Here is a 16,405-nt window from a genome sequence, read left to right as displayed (position 1 = left end):
ACCAATGGCACGACCCAAAATCGCCCTCATCGGCGCAGGTCAGATCGGCGGCACCCTCGCGCACCTCGCAGCCCTCAAGGAACTGGGCGACGTTGTTCTCTTCGACATCGCCGAAGGCATCCCCGAAGGCAAGGCGCTGGACATCGCAGAATCCGGTCCCTCGGAAGGCTTCGACGCCTCCCTCAAGGGCACCCAGTCCTATGAGGACATCGCAGGCGCCGATGTCTGCATCGTGACCGCAGGCGTGCCGCGCAAGCCGGGAATGAGCCGCGACGACCTGCTGGGCATCAACCTCAAGGTGATGAAATCGGTGGGTGAAGGCATCCGCGACCACGCGCCGGACGCCTTTGTGATCTGCATCACCAATCCGCTGGACGCGATGGTCTGGGCCTTGCGCGAATTCTCCGGCCTGCCCCACAACAAGGTCTGCGGCATGGCCGGCGTGCTGGACTCCGCGCGCTTCCGCCACTTCCTGGCCGAGGAATTCGGCGTCTCCATGAAAGACGTCACCGCTTTCGTGCTGGGCGGCCATGGCGACACCATGGTGCCGTCTGTGCGCTACTCCACCGTGGCCGGCATCCCGCTGCCCGACCTGGTCAAGATGGGCTGGACCACCCAGGACAAGCTCGACGCCATCGTTCAGCGCACCCGTGACGGCGGCGCCGAGATCGTCGGCCTGCTGAAAACCGGCTCCGCCTTCTATGCGCCGGCGACTTCGGCGATCGAAATGGCCGAGGCCTACCTGAAAGACCAGAAGCGCGTGCTGCCCTGCGCCGCCTACTGCACCGGCGAAATCGGCGTCAAAGACATGTATGTGGGCGTGCCCACCGTGATCGGCGCCGGCGGCATCGAGAAGATCGTCGACATCCAGCTGACCGAAGAAGAGCAGACCATGTTCGACAACTCGGTCAACGCGGTGAAGGGTCTGGTCGAGGCCTGCAAGGGCATCGACAGCTCGCTGGCGTAAGCGCCGAAGCAACCCGGCATTCAAGGGGCCCGCGTCTGGCGGGCCCTTTTTTATTGCCGCAGCGTCCCCGGTCTGGCGGCTGACGCTTTTGGTCTATGATGCGGCGGGCACAGCCCTTGGTCTCAGCCTCAAATCACCGCCGTTAAGCCTCCGGTAAATTGTGATCACACCCCCAAAACCTGTGATCACAAAACCTGAAAATCTTCCCCATTTCTCTGCTTCCCGTCAAATAAGCCTTTAACACTTGGCTTTAACACGGCCTATTGAACGACAGACAATTGCAGCCAGACGGGACAGTTTCAGATGAACATCCACGAATATCAGGCCAAAGCCCTTCTTCGCAGCTACGGCGCGCCGGTGTCCGACGGACGCGTGGTTCTGCGGGCCGAGGAAGCCAAAACCGCCGCCGGTGAGCTCGACGGCCCGCTGTGGGTCGTGAAGGCACAGATCCATGCGGGCGGCCGCGGCAAAGGCTCCTTCAAGGAAGCCGATGCCGGCGAGAAAGGCGGCGTGCGCCTGACCAAATCGGTGGAAGAAGCTGCCGAAGAAGCCAAGAAGATGCTGGGCCGCACCCTGGTCACCCATCAGACCGGCCCCGCGGGCAAGCAGGTGAACCGCATCTACATCGAGGCCGGCTCCGGCATCGAGCGCGAGCTGTACCTGGCGCTGCTGGTGGACCGCCAGACCTCGCGCATCTCCTTTGTCTGCTCCACCGAGGGCGGCATGGACATCGAGGAAGTGGCCGCCGCCACCCCTGAAAAGATCCTGTCCTTCTCCGTGGACCCGGCCACCGGCTACCAGCCCTACCACGGCCGCCGCATCGCGTTCTCGCTGGGCCTCGAAGGCCAGCAGGTCAAGCAGTGCGTCAAGCTGATGGGCCAGCTCTACAAAGCCTTCGTCGAGAAGGACATGGAGATGCTGGAGATCAACCCGCTGATCATCGCCGATGACGGCAACCTCAAGGTGCTGGACGCCAAGGTCGGCTTTGACGGCAACGCGGTCTACCGCCACGCCGACGTGGCAGAGCTGCGCGACACCACCGAGGAAGACCCGAAAGAGCTGGAAGCCTCCAAGTACGACCTGAACTACATCGCGCTCGACGGTGAGATCGGCTGCATGGTGAACGGCGCAGGGCTCGCGATGGCCACCATGGACATCATCAAGCTTTATGGCGCGGAACCCGCCAACTTCCTCGACGTGGGCGGCGGCGCCACCAAGGAGAAGGTGACCGAGGCGTTCAAAATCATCACCTCCGATCCCAACGTCAAAGGCATCCTGGTCAACATCTTCGGCGGCATCATGCGCTGCGACGTGATCGCCGAGGGCGTGGTTGCCGCGGTCAAGGAAGTCGGTCTGAAGGTGCCGCTGGTTGTCCGCCTCGAAGGCACCAACGTCGAGAAAGGCAAGGAGATCATCAACACCTCCGGCCTCGACGTGATCGCCGCCGACAACCTCAAGGACGGCGCCGAGAAAATCGTGAAGGCGGTGAAGGGCTGAGACGTGAATACGCCTCTTCGGCTTCAGCGGTTTACGCAGCAAGGTGAAGGTTTGCATGTTTGGTCGGAAGTAGAAGCTTCCGCCGAAGCAGTTAAACTATATTCACTTTGCAACTCTGCTTATCCCGCTGGAGAAGAAGAGCTTAGAAAGGTCGTTCTTAAGGACATCCTGAACACAGCATTCCGCTTCGCAGTTCACGCACGGAGAGTTCTGGAATTTGAGGGCGACCACACATCTCAAGTTGTGGAAACAGGTACAGACAATCACCTTGCTCGGTACTATAGTGAGACCTTTTCTTTCGAAAAGAACCTTCGGAAGGCGATTAACAAGATCATACACGCAAGAAAAATTGCGATCCTGATGGATCGCGGTGAGATGCGCGGCAATGAAGTCTTGCAGTTCGATAAAGCAGATATGGTTGTAGCATTCGAAATCCAAAGCGATCAGGGGGAGGCATTTCACGTTGTCCCCCAAGGCGTTGCTTGGGGTTATCTTCTGCGAGGACAAACCGCTGAGAAAGGAACCGCTTAGAATGTTGTTCTTCACAACAGAGCAGAGACTGGTTTCGTGCAAGGGCCAGATCCGGTGAAGGCGGCTGTCTACCTCATAGGCTTGCAGCAGGCCACCGGCCGGGCAGCGCTGATGCAGCAGGAGCTGGATCAGGCCGGGCTTTCGGCTGTGCGCATTGATGCGGTGGACAGCACCAAGGTCAGCCGCGAGGAGATGCTGCAGCAGTGCCGCTCCGAGGGGCACTGGGGCTATTTCCAGACCAAGGACATGGCCTGCACCCTCAGCCATGCCAAGGCCTGGGAGGCGTTTCTGAGATCAGATGCCGATGTGGCGCTGATCCTGGAAGATGACGTTTTTCTGTCGCCCGACACCGGTGCCTGGCTGGCGGATCTGTCCTGGTGGCCTGCAGACGCCGGCATCGTCAAGTTTGAACGCTGGCGGGCCAACAGGCTGCAGGTGGCGCTTGGCAAGGATGGTTTCACCCATCTGGGCCGCGAGGTGCGGCAGATGCTGTCCCGCCACGCCGGCGGGGCGGCTTACGTGATCTCGCGCAAGGCTGCACAGCACCTGCTGGACAGCCGCCCGTTCTGCATCACGCTCGACAACCTGCTGTTCAACTTCGACGCCTCGCTGCCTGCACGCGGCATCGCCGTCTACCAGGTCCAGCCCGCATTGGCCGAACAGGGCAATGAGGCACCGGGCGAGGTTGGCGTCGGCCCGCCACGCCACCGGCCCAGGGGCTGGCCGCTGATCCGCCAGAAACTCCGGCGCGGAATCTGTGAATTCCGCGGCGGCTTCCGAATACTTCCCCATGTGGTCCTGGGGCGGGCCACCCTCGAAAAAATCCGCTTCGACGGCCAGGCACTGGCCACCCCGCAGACCCAACACACACATACCGCTTGAAGGAACCGAAACATGGCAGTCCTCATCGACGAAAACACCAAGGTCATCTGTCAGGGCTTTACCGGCTCGCAAGGCACTTTCCACTCCGAACAGGCCATCGCCTACGGCACCAAGATGGTCGGCGGCGTGACCCCCGGCAAAGGCGGCCAGACCCACCTGAACCTGCCGGTCTTCAACTCCGTGCATGAAGCCAAGCACGTGACCGAGGCCAATGCCACGGTGATCTACGTGCCGCCGCCGTTTGCCGCCGACTCGATCCTGGAAGCGATCGACGCGGAAATGGAAGTGATCGTGGCCATCACCGAGGGCATCCCGGTTCTCGACATGATGAAGGTGAAACGGGCGCTGGAGAACTCCTCCTCGATCCTGATCGGCCCCAACTGCCCCGGCGTCATCACCCCCGATGCCTGCAAGATCGGCATCATGCCCGGCCACATCCACAAGCGCGGCACCGTCGGGGTTGTATCGCGCTCCGGCACGCTTACCTACGAGGCCGTGAAACAGACAACCGACGTTGGCCTGGGCCAGTCCACCTGCGTGGGCATCGGCGGCGACCCGATCAAGGGCACCGAGCATATCGATGTCTTGGAATGGTTCCTGGCGGATGACGAAACCGAGAGCATCATCATGATCGGCGAAATCGGCGGCTCTGCCGAGGAAGAGGCCGCGCAGTTCCTGGCCGATGAGGCCAAGAAGGGCCGTTCCAAGCCGGTTGCAGGCTTCATTGCCGGGCGCACCGCCCCTCCGGGCCGCCGCATGGGCCATGCCGGTGCCATCGTCGCCGGCGGCAAGGGCGGCGCCGAGGACAAGATCGAAGCGATGAAATCCGCAGGCATCGTGGTCGCCGAAAGCCCGGCGGGCCTCGGTGAAGCGGTACTGAAAGCGATCGGCAAGTAAGATGTCCTGGTTGCGCGTTCCTCAAAAGAAAATCACCCGCCAATCGGCGAGTGAGGAGGAATGCGCACTCCATTCCGCAGGTGACCCTTTTTGGGTCGCAGCATCATTGGCTCGCAGAATAGCAAACTCCCATCCTGCGAGTTCATTCCGCGAATTGCCTGTAGAAGTTCTTCAAGAAGCCGGGTTTACGCGTGACGACGACCCCGTTTGGCAGGCAATTATGAGGGACGCGGTCTACTATGCAGACGAGCATTTGCTGCCGAATGTCCGTGGAAGATTGCTAAAGGACATCACCGACGAGAACAATCCCAGCTCACACCGGACGCGGAAGTCGAATCCGACGGAAGGCAATGCAACGTCACGACAGTTCCTCAGTGATTTTGAAGACCCGGGCAGTTCGCTATGGCGGGACAAATGTGGCAAGACACTTGCTCTGTTGAAGCCCAATACTGAGCGAACTGTCTCCGGTGAGGCTTTTGCATGGGTAATTTCTTTGCATGACTATTCCAGTTCGGAAACCCGAAACAATGCTGAGAAACTGGAAACCTTCGGGCTCGCATCCTCTTTGTCAGATACTGAAGCGAACTCAGTTTCGGACTGCATTCTGTTAACGGAGGGCAACTCCTGCCACGGAGAAAAGATGCTGTTTGGGCGAATGACAAAGGGATTACCCCGAGAGCACTCCAATGTTGCAATGAAAGCCGCCGCCTTCGGAGATCCCTCCGGATATTATCAAAGCATCAATTCACTGCCATCATTGTTCGTGTGGGTTGAGCACAACTATATCGCAGCTTGAAAAGACCGCCAGTCTGTAAAGGCCGAATGACATGACCGATCAAAGCCCCAACGACCTCTTCCACGCCTCCTCTTTCATGCAGGGGCACAATGCGGAGTATCTGGAGCAGCTCTATGCCCAGTACGCCAATGACCCGAACGCGGTGGATGCCGCCTGGGCGGAGTTTTTCCGCCAGATGGGCGATGCCGAACTGGACGTGAAGGCAGAGGCCACCGGCCCCTCCTGGGCGCGCAAGGACTGGCCGCCGATGCCCGCAGACGAGCTGACCGGCGCGCTGACCGGCGACTGGCCGGCCCCCGTTGAGGCCAAGGCAGCAGGCAAGAAGATCCGCGACAAGGCCGCCGCCAAGGGTGTTGAGCTGACCGACGACCAGGTGCAGCGCGCGGTGCTGGATTCGATCCGCGCCCTGATGCTGATCCGCGCCTATCGGATCCGCGGCCATCTGGCGGCAGACCTCGACCCGCTGGGCATGCGCGCCGCCACCCCGCACCCCGAGCTGGACCCCAAGACCTACGGCTTCACCGGCGGCGACATGGACCGGCCGATCTTCATCGACAACGTGCTGGGCCTGCAGGTCGCGACGATGCGCCAGATCGTCGAGATCGTGAAGCGCACCTACTGCGGCACCTTCGCGCTGCAGTACATGCACATCTCCGACCCCGAGCAATCCGCCTGGCTGAAGGAGCGGATCGAGGGCTACGACAAGGAAATCACCTTTACCCGCGAGGGCCGCAAGGCGATCCTCAACAAGATGGTCGAGGCCGAGGGCTTCGAGAAGTTCCTGCACGTCAAATACACCGGCACCAAGCGGTTCGGCCTGGATGGCGGCGAGAGCCTGATTCCGGCGATGGAGCAGATCATCAAGCGCGGCGGCGCGCTGGGGGTCCGCGACATCGTCATCGGCATGCCGCACCGCGGCCGCCTGTCGGTGCTCGCCAATGTGATGCAGAAGCCCTACCGGGCGATCTTCAACGAATTCCAGGGCGGCAGCTTCAAGCCCGAGGACGTGGACGGCTCCGGCGACGTGAAATACCACCTCGGCGCCTCCTCCGACCGGGAATTCGACGGCAACAGCGTGCACCTCAGCCTGACCGCCAACCCCTCGCACCTGGAGGCGGTGAACCCGGTGGTGCTGGGCAAAGTCCGCGCCAAGCAGGACCAGCTGGGCGACGGCGAGCGCACCCAGGTGCTGCCGATCCTGTTGCACGGCGATGCCGCCTTTGCCGGCCAGGGCGTGGTGGCGGAATGCTTCGCGCTGTCCGGCCTGCGCGGCCACCGCACCGGCGGCACCATGCATATCGTAGTGAACAACCAGATCGGTTTCACCACCGCACCGCATTTCTCGCGCTCCTCCCCCTACCCCACCGACAACGCGCTGGTGGTTGAGGCGCCGATCTTCCACGTGAACGGCGACGACCCGGAGGCAGTGGTGCACGCCGCCAAGGTGGCCACCGAGTTCCGCCAGAAGTTCCACAAGGATGTGGTCATCGACATCTTCTGCTACCGCCGCTTCGGTCACAACGAAGGCGACGAGCCGATGTTCACCAACCCCTTGATGTACAAGAAGATCAAGGGCCACAAGACCACCCTGACGCTCTACACCGACCGGCTGGTCAAGGACGGGCTGATCCCCGAGGGCGAGATCGAGGACATGAAGGCCGCCTTCCAGGCCCATTTGAACGAGGAGTTCGAGGCCGGCAAGGACTACAAGCCCAACAAGGCCGACTGGCTGGACGGGCGCTGGTCGCACCTCAACAAGAAAGACGCCGACTACCAGCGCGGCAGCACCGCCATTGCGCCGGAAACCATGGCCGAAATCGGCACCGCCCTCAGCCGGGTGCCGGACGGCTTCCCGCTGCACCGCACGGTGGGCCGCTTCCTGGACGCCCGCGGCAAGATGTTCGAGACCGGCGAAGGCTTTGACTGGGCCACCGGCGAGGCTCTGGCCTTCGGCTCGCTGCTGCTGGAAGGCTACCCGGTGCGCCTGGCCGGCCAGGACGCCACCCGCGGCACCTTCTCGCAGCGCCATTCCGGCATCGTCGACCAGGAGACCGAGGAACGCTACTACCCGCTCAACAACATCCGCGCGGGCCAGTCCCAGTACGAGGTGATCGACTCGGCGCTGAGCGAATACGCGGTGCTGGGCTTTGAGTACGGCTACTCGCTGGCCGAACCCAACGCGCTGACCCTGTGGGAAGCCCAGTTCGGCGACTTTGCCAACGGCGCCCAGATCATGTTCGACCAGTTCATTTCGTCCGGCGAGTCCAAATGGCTGCGGATGTCGGGCCTGGTCTGCCTGCTGCCGCACGGGTTCGAGGGCCAGGGGCCGGAGCACTCCTCCGCCCGCCTGGAACGCTTCCTGCAGATGTGCGGCCAGGACAACTGGATCGTCGCCAACTGCACCACGCCGGCGAACTATTTCCACATCCTGCGCCGCCAGCTGCACCGCACCTTCCGCAAGCCGCTGATCCTGGTGACCCCGAAATCCCTGCTGCGCCACAAGCTGGCGATTTCCAGCACCGAGGATTTCACCACCGGCTCCAGCTTCCACCGGGTGCTGTGGGATGACGCGCAGAAGGGCAACTCCGACACCCAGCTGGTTGCGGACTCCAAGATCAAGCGCGTCGTGATGTGCTCGGGCAAAGTCTATTACGACTTGCTGGAAGAACGCGACGCCCGTGGCATCGACGATATCTACCTGATGCGGGTGGAGCAGTTCTACCCGTTCCCGGCGATCTCGATGGTGAAGGAGCTGGAACGCTTCAAGGGGGCCGAGATGATCTGGTGCCAGGAAGAACCCAAGAACCAGGGGGCCTGGACCTTCATCGAGCCCAACATCGAATGGGTGCTGACCCGGATCGGCGCCAAGCACACAAGGCCGATCTACGTTGGCCGCGCCACCTCGGCCTCGCCCGCAACCGGCCTGGCCAGCGAACACAAAGCCCAACAAGCAGCCCTCGTGAACGAAGCGCTGAGCATCTGAGGATAAAGAGACATGACAACCGAAGTCCGCGTACCCACCCTGGGCGAATCCGTGACCGAGGCCACCGTGGCCACCTGGTTCAAGAAACCCGGCGACTCCGTCAATGCCGATGAAATGCTCTGCGAGCTGGAAACCGACAAGGTGACCGTCGAGGTGCCCTCGCCCGCGGCCGGCACCCTGGGCGAAATCGTGGCCGGCGAAGGCGAAACCGTCGGCGTCGATGCGCTGCTGGCCACCCTGACCGAGGCCAACGGCACCGCCGCAGCCCCGGCCGCAGCGGAAACCAAGGCCGCGGCAGCACCGGCTCCGTCTGATGCGTCCTCCGGCGGCGGCAGCGCCCCGGTGCCGGTCATGGTCCCCGCGCTTGGCGAGTCGGTCTCCGAGGCGACCGTTTCCTCCTGGTTCAAGAAGGTGGGCGACAGCGTCGCGCAGGACGAGATGCTGTGCGAGCTGGAGACCGACAAGGTGTCCGTCGAAGTGCCCGCGCCCGCGGCCGGCGTGCTGACCGAGATCCTGGCCGAAGAAGGCGCAACCGTGAACGCAGGCGGCAAGCTGGCGGTCATGTCGGCGGGTGAAGCCGGCGCTGCGGGCGGCCAGGATGCCGGACCCGCCGCAGATGCTGACGGCGCGACCCGCACCGGACAGGGCGCAGGCGTCAAAAACGCCCCCTCGGCGGAAAAGGCGATGGCGGAAGCCGGCATTGACGCCAGCCAGGTCAAGGGCACCGGGCGCGACGGGCGCATCATGAAGGAAGACGTTGCAGCCGCCCTCGCCGCTGCCAAATCCGCACCGGCGTCTGCCCCGGCGCCTGCCCAGGTGCGCGGCCCGGTCACAGCGGACGACGCGGCGCGTGAGGAGCGGGTCAAGATGACCCGCCTGCGCCAGACCATCGCCAAGCGCCTGAAGGACGCCCAGAACACCGCCGCGATCCTGACCACCTACAACGAGGTGGACATGACCGAGGTGATGGCGCTGCGGAACCAGTACAAGGACCAGTTCGAGAAGAAGCACGGCGTCCGCCTGGGCTTCATGTCGTTTTTCACCAAGGCCTGCTGCCACGCGCTGAAGGAAGTGCCCGAGGTCAACGCCGAGATCGACGGCACCGACATTGTCTACAAGAACTTCGTGCATATGGGCGTCGCCGCGGGCACCCCGCAGGGCCTGGTGGTGCCGGTGATCCGCGACGCGGATGCGATGTCCTTTGCCGAGATCGAAAAGGCGATCGCCGAGAAGGGCAAGCGCGCCCGTGACGGCAAGCTCAGCATGGCGGAAATGCAGGGCGGCACCTTCACCATCTCCAACGGCGGCGTCTACGGCTCGCTGATGTCCTCGCCGATCCTGAACCCGCCGCAGTCCGGTATCCTGGGCATGCACAAGATCCAGGACCGCCCGATGGTGATCAACGGCGAGATCAAGATCCGCCCGATGATGTACCTGGCGCTGAGCTATGACCACCGCATCGTCGACGGCAAAGGCGCCGTGACCTTCCTGGTGCGCGTCAAGGAAGCCCTCGAGGATCCGCGCCGCCTGCTGATGGATCTGTAAGAACGGGCGCATCCGAATTGCATCGGGCCCATCAGCGGCCCGATGCGTGTTTCTTTAAAGCATTGCGTGAGCGGTATGAGCTACCAACCCGAGCCGGACCATGAAAGGGAATTTCCCAAACTTTTCGCGCTCAAGAAACGCGTGCTCGACTGGAAGGCCAACCGCCCGGTTTCCTTCTGGTTATGGATCTGGTTTCTCTGTGCTTTCGTTGCGCTGTTAACTTACGCAGGACAATCCATCCATCAGATGCAGCGACCGTCGTTCAAGGTCTTCGCTTTGTACGCGGCTTTTGGCTGGGTCTGTCCACTCTGGATTTGGGTGAAAGCTCGAAAAGATCGCCAGGCATGACCCCCGAACTCACTGCCCTCACCCTTGCCGCGCTCTTGCAGGTCTTCCAGATCGCCCTGATGGCGGTGCCTGCCAACCTGGAACTTGGCCAGGGCAAGACGCTCGGCCCCCGCGACCGGGACTGGCTGGGCGGCGATTTGCAGGATCAGGTCTCTCGCCGCACCGCGCGGCTCTACCGCGCGATGAACAACCATTTCGAAGGGCTGATCCTGTTCACAATTGCCTGTCTCACGGTCACGCTGGCAGGCAAAAGCTCGCCCCTCACCGCGGCCTGTGCCTATGCCTACCTCGGCGCGCGCCTGCTCTATATCCCGGCCTACGCCTTCGGCTGGGTGCCCTGGCGCAGCCTGATCTGGAGCGTGGGCTACCTCGCCACCGCCCTAATGCTGGCGGCGGCGCTCATATGACCATTCACCTTTGCCCAAATACTCCGGGGGAGGCCCGCCAGGGCCGGGGGCAGCGCCCCCATTCCGCAAACTTCACCGTTGAAGCCGCCCTTATTGAGGGGAATCAAAGCATTCTCCAGCCGCTTCAGGGCATCCTGCCGGCACTGAGATTAAAGGAGTAACACCGATGGCAACCCACGTACTCTGGCAGGCCGATGTGGCCGATTTCGACGCCTGGCTCACCGTGTTCCGGCAGGACAAGCGCAACCGTCAGGCTTCGGGTATCACCGACATGAACGTCTGGAGCGACCCGGACAAAAAGAATCACGCCGTGGCGCTGTTCGCCATCACCGACCTGGACAAGGCCCGCGCCTTCTTCGGCTCGGAGGAACTCGCCATGCACCTTGAACGCGACGGGGTCACCAATATCTCGATCAAGATGTTGACCCCGGTCTGATCATAAAACAACCATCCCCTAGCGCGTGTTCCGGCAAACGGAACCGGGGAGAAAAGAGGAAAACCGACCCATGTCCCAATATGACGTCATCGTAATCGGCGCCGGCCCCGGCGGCTATGTCTGCGCCATCCGCTGCGCCCAGCTGGGACTGAAGACAGCTGTTGTCGAGGGGCGCGAAACCCTCGGCGGCACCTGCCTCAACGTGGGCTGCATCCCCTCCAAGGCGCTTCTGCACTCCACCCACCTGCTGCATGAGGCAGAGCACAACTTCGCCCATATGGGCCTCAAGGGCAAAGCCCCCTCGGTCGACTGGGACCAGATGAAGGCCTACAAGGACGAGGTGATCGGCCAGAACACCGGCGGCATCGAGTTCCTGTTCAAGAAGAACAAGATCGACTGGATCAAGGGCTGGGCGTCCATACCGGCGGCGGGCAAGGTGCAGGTCGGCGACGATCTGCATGAGGCCAAGAATATCGTGATCGCCTCCGGCTCGGTGCCCGCCTCCATTCCCGGTGTCGAGATCGACGAGAAGATCGTGGTCTCCTCCACCGGCGCGCTGGAACTGCCGAAGATCCCCAAGAAACTGGCGGTGATTGGCGCGGGCGTCATCGGGCTGGAGCTGGGCTCGGTCTATGCCCGCCTGGGGTCGGAAGTGACCGTGGTCGAGTACATGGACGCGGTCTGCCCCGGCATGGACAAGGACGTGCAGCGCTCCTTCAAGCGGATCCTGGAAAAGCAGGGCCTCAACATCATCCTGGGCGCCGCGGTGCAGGGGGTCGAGACCTCCAAGACCAAGGCCAAGGTCAGGTACCAGCCCAAGAAGGGCGGCGGCGAGGAGACGCTGGACGCCGATGTGGTGCTGGTCGCGACGGGCCGCAAACCCTACGCCGAAGGGCTGGGGCTGGATGCCCTGGGGATCAAGATGACCGAGCGCGGCCAGATCGCCACTGATAACCACTGGTCCACCAACATCAAGGGCATCTATGCGATTGGCGACGTGATCGAAGGCCCGATGCTGGCGCACAAGGCCGAGGATGAGGGCATGGCGGTGGCCGAGGTGATCGCGGGCAAGCACGGCCATGTGAACTATGGCGTCATTCCGGGTGTTGTTTACACCACGCCGGAAGTGGCCACCGTGGGCGCGACCGAGGACGAGCTGAAGGCCGAAGGCAAGAAGATCAAGGTCGGCAAGTTCATGTTCATGGGCAACGCCCGCGCCAAGGCTGTGCACCAGGCCGAGGGCGGCTTCGTCAAGATCATCGCTGACAAAGAAACCGACCGCATTCTCGGCGCCGCGATCATCGGCCCGGCGGCCGGCGACCTGATCCACGAGCTGTGCGTGGCGATGGAATTCGGCGCCTCTGCCGAAGATGTGGCACTGACCTGCCACGCGCACCCGACCTACTCCGAAGCGGTCCGCGAAGCGGCGCTGGCCTGCGGCGACGGGCCGATCCACAGCTGAGCCGGGCTGATTTTGCAAATCGTAAGGGCAGCTCGCCGCAGCTGCCCTTTTTCAATTGGCAAGCCAGATTATTGCCTCTTTACTGCTGCTGGATTTCAACCCGCAGGAGGCACGCCATGCCCGTTTCATTGCAAGTCATCTACCCCGTCACAGAGGGCACCAAGTTCGATCACGCCTATTATGCGGACACCCACTTTCAGATCGTGGATGAACACATGGGAGCGCATATCCAGACAATAGTTGTCACCAAGGGTTTGGCAGGCGGACCGGATACCCCGGCACCCTATTACGCCATTGCCACAATGACCTTTGCCGATCAGGCGGCAATGGACGCCGCGATGAAGGCCGCAGGGCCCGCGCTGGAGGACATCCCGAATTTCACCGATGTGAAGCCGCAGATGCTGATTGGCGAGGTCGTCAGCTGACCGGCCGCTCACCGGCAGCGCAACGGGCAGCCAGGGGGCGCAGCCTCACTGGCTGCAAAATTCTTCAAAGAATTTTGCCAAGGACGTTCGAACGTCCTTGAGCGCCCCGCCGCCGGCTCACCACATGGTTTCGGCAGCGCGGGCGTTCCAGCTCTGGTCGTATCCGGCGCCGCCTTCCTCGCCTGCCGTCTGTTCCGCAAGGATCTCGCCCATGGTCGGCAGACCAGCGCTTTCGTCGGCACCGCTCCAGGTGCCGGCCCGCAGCATCGCGCGGGCGCATTGGGAATAGATCTCGCCGATCGAGACCACGATCACCGTGGCCGGCAGCTTGCCTTTCTTCTCGAAACGCGCGCGCAGATCCGGGTCGGCGGTCAGACGGGCGGTGCCGTTGACCCGCACCACATTGTTCGATCCCGGCACCAGAAACATCAGTGACACCCGCCCGTCGCGCACGATGTTTCGCAAGGAGTCCAGCCGGTTGTTGCCGCGCCAGTCCGGCAGCGCCAGGGTGCCCGGGTCCAGCTCCTGCACCACCGGGCCGTCATCACCGCGCGGGCTGTCGTCGGTCCCTTCCGGGCCGACAGAGGCCAGCATGCACAGCTTCGACGCCATGATCCACTTGCGGTAAAGCGGCGTCATCTGCCGCGCCACCTTACGTAAAGAAGGCGCTCCCGGTTCCCCGTAAAGCGCCTCTAGGTCCTCAATGCTGCTGAGGTATTGCATCTGGTTCAAATCCCGCTTCTCTCATTAATTCGTCCGAGCGCCGCTCGACCCGGTTTTCCAATTGCACCATGAATTCGTCGCGGTCCATTCCCGGCAGCATCGGCTCCAGGAACTCCACCACCGCCAGCCCCGGCTTGCGGTAGATGCCGGTGCGCGGCCAGAACACGCCCACATTGGTGGCGGCCGGGACGCAGGGCTGGCTCAGGCCCTGGTACAGCACCGCGGTGCCGATCTTGTAGGGCTTGCGGGCGCCGGGCGCCACGCGGGTGCCCTGGGAGTAGATGATCAGCTGCCCCGGCTCACGGCTTTGCAGCGCCACATCCTTGACCATCTTGGCAATCGCCGCGCCGCGCTTGCCGCGGTCGACCGGCACGCAGCCCAGGCGTTTGGCATAAACCCCGATCACCGGCGTCCACATCAGCTCGCGCTTCATGATGAAGCGGGCGGACGGCACCGCGTTGAAGATGATCAGGATGTCCAGAAAGCTCTGGTGCTTGGCCGCGACGATCACCTCGCCGGAGGGCACCTGGCCGCGCACCTCGGAGCGGATGCCGACCATCCAGCGCGCGGTCCACAGCACCCAGCCGGCGTAGGACTTGCAGGCCAGCCGCGCCCCCTTGGGCGAGACTGCGGCCCAGGGTGCGAAGACCACACCCAGCACCAGCATCGCCAGATACATCTGCACCAGAAAGACCGCCGAGCGCAGCCATTGGACCGGGTTCTTCAAGACAGCTCTCCCAAACGTTTGGTGGCGGCACGGGTGGTGGCGGCAAAGGCCACCAGCGCGCCCAGCGGCGGGATCAGCAGCGGCACCAGCCAGCCCCACCCCTGAAAACCGAGGCCGGTCAGGAAACCGCCCTCATCCGAGGCTTCCGGCATCAGCCAGACCCCGATCATGCCCAGAACCACACCCGCCGCGGCGCCGGTCAGCGCCCGCAGGGTGAAGCGGCGGATGAAGGCCTGGGCGATATAGCTGTCGAGCGCGCCGACCAGCCGCAGCACCTCGATCACCTGGGCATTGGCCGCCAGCGCGGCGTTGGCCGCCAGGGTGATCATTGCCGCGGTGGCGCCGCCGATCAGCAGGATCGACACCCAGGCCAGCCGCCGCAGCGAGCGTGCCGCGTCCACCAGCGGCTCGCGCCAGCGGGTGTGATCGTCCAGCACCGCGCCGGGCACCTCGGCCTGCAGCCGCAGCCGCAGCCCCGCCGGGTCATAGCCGGGATCATCCGCGGTCACCTCGATCAGCTGCGGCAGCGGCAGGCTGCCCGCAGGCAGGCTGGAGCCGAACCAGGGCGCCAGCAGCGCCGCCTGCTCCTCGCCGCTCAGGGCGCGGGCGGTTGCGACACCCGGCGTCTGGCGCAGGATTTCCAGCGCCGCCTCGGTCTGCGCCACGCGCTGCTCTGCCGGGGCGTTGATGCGCAGGGTGGCGGCGCGCGCCAGTTCCGAGGCCCAGCGGTCGGCCAGACGGCCAGAGGCCATCGACAGCGCCAGGGCAAACACCGCCAGAAACCCCATCGCACCCGCCACAAACAGCGTCAGCTGGGCGGTGAAGCCGGTGGGCGGCACCACCCGGTTGGCCTGGGTGTCACCCAGGATCAGCTTGTGCAGCTTGCTGTCGGTCATAGGTCCGCCCCCGCCAGCTGCAATTGCCGGTTGGAGATCCGCAGCACCCGCGCCTGCACCTGGTTCTTGGCGGCCCGGATCAGCGACAGGTCATGGGTGGCGACCAGGATCGTCTTGCCCATCCGGTTCAGCTCCACCAGAAGCTGCAGCAGCCGCTGCGACATCTCCCAGTCGACGTTGCCGGTGGGCTCATCCGCGATGATCACATCCGGCGACAGGATCACCGAGCGCGCCAGCGCGGCCCGCTGGCGCTCGCCGCCCGACAGCTCCGGCGGCAGCGCATGGGCGCGCTCGCTGAGGCCCACCCAGTTCAGCAGCTCATGAAGGTTGGCTTCCTCGTGGCCCAGCTCGCGGCCCGACACCAGCAGCGGCAGGGCGATGTTCTCGATCACCGGCAGATGGTCCAAAAACCGGCAGTCCTGATGCACCACGCCGACGCGGCGGCGCAGATAGGCCATCTGGTCGCGGTCCAGCCCGTGCACATCCATGTTGAAGGCGCGCACCCGGCCCGAGGTCGGGGTTAGCGCGCCGTAGCAGAGTTTCAGCAGCGTCGTCTTTCCCGCACCGGACGGCCCGGTCAGGAAGTGGAACGAGCCCGGTGCCAGCTGCACCGACACGGCATCCAGCAGCTCGCCGCCGCCGTAGTTGTAGCCCACATTTTCCAGCTCGATCACTGCCGCCCCCTGAATGCGCCCCGGTTTGGCGCCCCGGTATTTTGCTCCGGTGTTTTGCCCCAAGGGGCCGGCAGTTTCAATGGGGGCTCTGTTGCCGGGAAGCCAAGGGCTGCGGCGTCCGGCCGATTGTCTCTTTCGCCGCCGGACGCGGACCCATATAATCCGTTGAAAAACAACCCGCCCGCCCGCCGGGCGGCGGGATGGTGCCG

Annotated in this window: 17 protein-coding genes; 13 read left to right on the top strand and 4 right to left on the bottom strand. The window is 63.6% G+C overall.

Translation table 11 applies throughout. The features are described from left to right. The first annotated feature begins 4 nt into the window (after positions 1-4). From mdh to PHA8399_RS05570, 13 genes are all read left to right on the top strand, one after another. Positions 5-967: a malate dehydrogenase gene (gene mdh, locus PHA8399_RS05625; protein WP_008557495.1), complete on the top strand. Its 963-nt coding sequence runs from the start codon at positions 5-7 to the stop codon at positions 965-967. 303 nt (positions 968-1,270) lie between these two features. After that, positions 1,271-2,464 carry an ADP-forming succinate--CoA ligase subunit beta gene (gene sucC, locus PHA8399_RS05620; protein ID WP_008556852.1) on the top strand — a complete coding sequence of 398 codons (1,194 nt, stop codon included), beginning with the start codon at positions 1,271-1,273 and terminating at the stop codon, positions 2,462-2,464. A gap of 3 nt (positions 2,465-2,467) precedes the next feature. Continuing rightward, complete coding sequence (locus PHA8399_RS22205) at positions 2,468-2,995, top strand: hypothetical protein (protein ID WP_145976976.1); 528 nt, start codon at positions 2,468-2,470, stop codon at positions 2,993-2,995. Between the two features lie 36 nt (positions 2,996-3,031). Beyond that, positions 3,032-3,877, top strand: a complete 846-nt coding sequence (locus PHA8399_RS05610; RefSeq protein WP_082649465.1) for a glycosyltransferase family 25 protein — start codon at positions 3,032-3,034, stop codon at positions 3,875-3,877. Between the two features lie 12 nt (positions 3,878-3,889). Continuing rightward, the gene (sucD, locus tag PHA8399_RS05605; RefSeq protein WP_058285186.1) at positions 3,890-4,774 is read left to right on the top strand and encodes a succinate--CoA ligase subunit alpha; all 885 of its coding nucleotides are present in this window, start codon (positions 3,890-3,892) and stop codon (positions 4,772-4,774) included. Position 4,775: 1 nt separating this feature from the next. After that, positions 4,776-5,570, top strand: coding sequence for a hypothetical protein (locus tag PHA8399_RS22200; RefSeq protein WP_145976975.1), 795 nt, complete (start codon positions 4,776-4,778; stop codon positions 5,568-5,570). 31 nt (positions 5,571-5,601) lie between these two features. Further along, positions 5,602-8,553, top strand: coding sequence for a 2-oxoglutarate dehydrogenase E1 component (locus tag PHA8399_RS05600; RefSeq protein ID WP_058285185.1), 2,952 nt, complete (start codon positions 5,602-5,604; stop codon positions 8,551-8,553). A 12-nt stretch (positions 8,554-8,565) separates the two neighbouring features. Then, complete coding sequence (gene odhB / locus PHA8399_RS05595; RefSeq protein WP_058285184.1) at positions 8,566-10,098, top strand: 2-oxoglutarate dehydrogenase complex dihydrolipoyllysine-residue succinyltransferase; 1,533 nt, start codon at positions 8,566-8,568, stop codon at positions 10,096-10,098. A 75-nt stretch (positions 10,099-10,173) separates the two neighbouring features. Next, the gene (locus PHA8399_RS05590) at positions 10,174-10,446 is read left to right on the top strand and encodes a hypothetical protein (RefSeq protein WP_058285183.1); all 273 of its coding nucleotides are present in this window, start codon (positions 10,174-10,176) and stop codon (positions 10,444-10,446) included. Beyond that, complete coding sequence (locus PHA8399_RS05585) at positions 10,443-10,853, top strand: MAPEG family protein (RefSeq protein WP_058285182.1); 411 nt, start codon at positions 10,443-10,445, stop codon at positions 10,851-10,853. Before PHA8399_RS05590 ends, PHA8399_RS05585 begins: the two co-directional genes overlap by 4 nt. A 166-nt stretch (positions 10,854-11,019) precedes the next feature. Continuing rightward, on the top strand, positions 11,020-11,289 hold the full coding sequence (locus PHA8399_RS05580) for a hypothetical protein (RefSeq protein WP_058285181.1): 270 nt from the start codon (positions 11,020-11,022) through the stop codon (positions 11,287-11,289). A 70-nt stretch (positions 11,290-11,359) separates the two neighbouring features. After that, entirely contained in the window at positions 11,360-12,751 is a 1,392-nt protein-coding gene (gene lpdA / locus PHA8399_RS05575; RefSeq protein ID WP_058285180.1) for a dihydrolipoyl dehydrogenase, read from the top strand. 116 nt (positions 12,752-12,867) lie between these two features. Continuing rightward, positions 12,868-13,176 (top strand): EthD family reductase, encoded by a 309-nt coding sequence (locus PHA8399_RS05570; RefSeq protein ID WP_058285179.1) that lies wholly within the window; start codon positions 12,868-12,870, stop codon positions 13,174-13,176. 117 nt (positions 13,177-13,293) lie between these two features. On the opposite strand, the gene PHA8399_RS05565 is transcribed toward PHA8399_RS05570, so the two are convergent. Genes PHA8399_RS05565 through PHA8399_RS05550 form a run of 4 tightly spaced genes read right to left on the bottom strand, consistent with a single transcriptional unit; the run spans position 13,294 to position 16,196 of the window. Next, positions 13,294-13,899 carry a pyridoxamine 5'-phosphate oxidase family protein gene (locus PHA8399_RS05565; RefSeq protein ID WP_058285178.1) on the bottom strand — a complete coding sequence of 202 codons (606 nt, stop codon included), beginning with the start codon at positions 13,897-13,899 and terminating at the stop codon, positions 13,294-13,296. Continuing rightward, a complete protein-coding gene (locus PHA8399_RS05560; RefSeq protein WP_058285177.1) occupies positions 13,877-14,626 on the bottom strand; it encodes a lysophospholipid acyltransferase family protein in 750 nt (249 codons plus the stop codon). Before PHA8399_RS05560 ends, PHA8399_RS05565 begins: the two co-directional genes overlap by 23 nt. Then, on the bottom strand, positions 14,623-15,522 hold the full coding sequence (locus tag PHA8399_RS05555) for a cell division protein FtsX (RefSeq protein ID WP_058285176.1): 900 nt from the start codon (positions 15,520-15,522) through the stop codon (positions 14,623-14,625). Before PHA8399_RS05555 ends, PHA8399_RS05560 begins: the two co-directional genes overlap by 4 nt. Then, a complete protein-coding gene (locus PHA8399_RS05550; protein ID WP_058285256.1) occupies positions 15,519-16,196 on the bottom strand; it encodes a cell division ATP-binding protein FtsE in 678 nt (225 codons plus the stop codon). The genes PHA8399_RS05555 and PHA8399_RS05550 overlap by 4 nt, the downstream gene beginning before the upstream one ends. Between the last annotated feature and the right edge of the window lie 209 nt (positions 16,197-16,405).

Source organism: Leisingera aquaemixtae (assembly GCF_001458395.1).
Lineage (GTDB): Bacteria > Pseudomonadota > Alphaproteobacteria > Rhodobacterales > Rhodobacteraceae > Leisingera > Leisingera aquaemixtae.
This window is presented reverse-complemented; position numbering and strand designations above follow the sequence as displayed.

Bases quoted from the DNA above. Each gene is read 5' to 3' on its own strand.
- PHA8399_RS05580 (WP_058285181.1), top strand. From the start codon at position 11,020: ATGGCAACCCACGTACTCTGGCAGGCCGATGTGGCCGATTTCGACGCC.
- PHA8399_RS05555 (WP_058285176.1), bottom strand. From the start codon at position 15,522: ATGACCGACAGCAAGCTGCACAAGCTGATCCTGGGTGACACCCAGGCC.
- odhB (WP_058285184.1), top strand. From the start codon at position 8,566: ATGACAACCGAAGTCCGCGTACCCACCCTGGGCGAATCCGTGACCGAG.
- lpdA (WP_058285180.1), top strand. From the start codon at position 11,360: ATGTCCCAATATGACGTCATCGTAATCGGCGCCGGCCCCGGCGGCTAT.
- PHA8399_RS05585 (WP_058285182.1), top strand. From the start codon at position 10,443: ATGACCCCCGAACTCACTGCCCTCACCCTTGCCGCGCTCTTGCAGGTC.
- PHA8399_RS05600 (WP_058285185.1), top strand. From the start codon at position 5,602: ATGACCGATCAAAGCCCCAACGACCTCTTCCACGCCTCCTCTTTCATG.
- sucC (WP_008556852.1), top strand. From the start codon at position 1,271: ATGAACATCCACGAATATCAGGCCAAAGCCCTTCTTCGCAGCTACGGC.
- PHA8399_RS05590 (WP_058285183.1), top strand. From the start codon at position 10,174: ATGAGCTACCAACCCGAGCCGGACCATGAAAGGGAATTTCCCAAACTT.
- mdh (WP_008557495.1), top strand. From the start codon at position 5: ATGGCACGACCCAAAATCGCCCTCATCGGCGCAGGTCAGATCGGCGGC.
- PHA8399_RS22200 (WP_145976975.1), top strand. From the start codon at position 4,776: ATGTCCTGGTTGCGCGTTCCTCAAAAGAAAATCACCCGCCAATCGGCG.
- sucD (WP_058285186.1), top strand. From the start codon at position 3,890: ATGGCAGTCCTCATCGACGAAAACACCAAGGTCATCTGTCAGGGCTTT.
- PHA8399_RS05570 (WP_058285179.1), top strand. From the start codon at position 12,868: ATGCCCGTTTCATTGCAAGTCATCTACCCCGTCACAGAGGGCACCAAG.
- PHA8399_RS05565 (WP_058285178.1), bottom strand. From the start codon at position 13,899: ATGCAATACCTCAGCAGCATTGAGGACCTAGAGGCGCTTTACGGGGAA.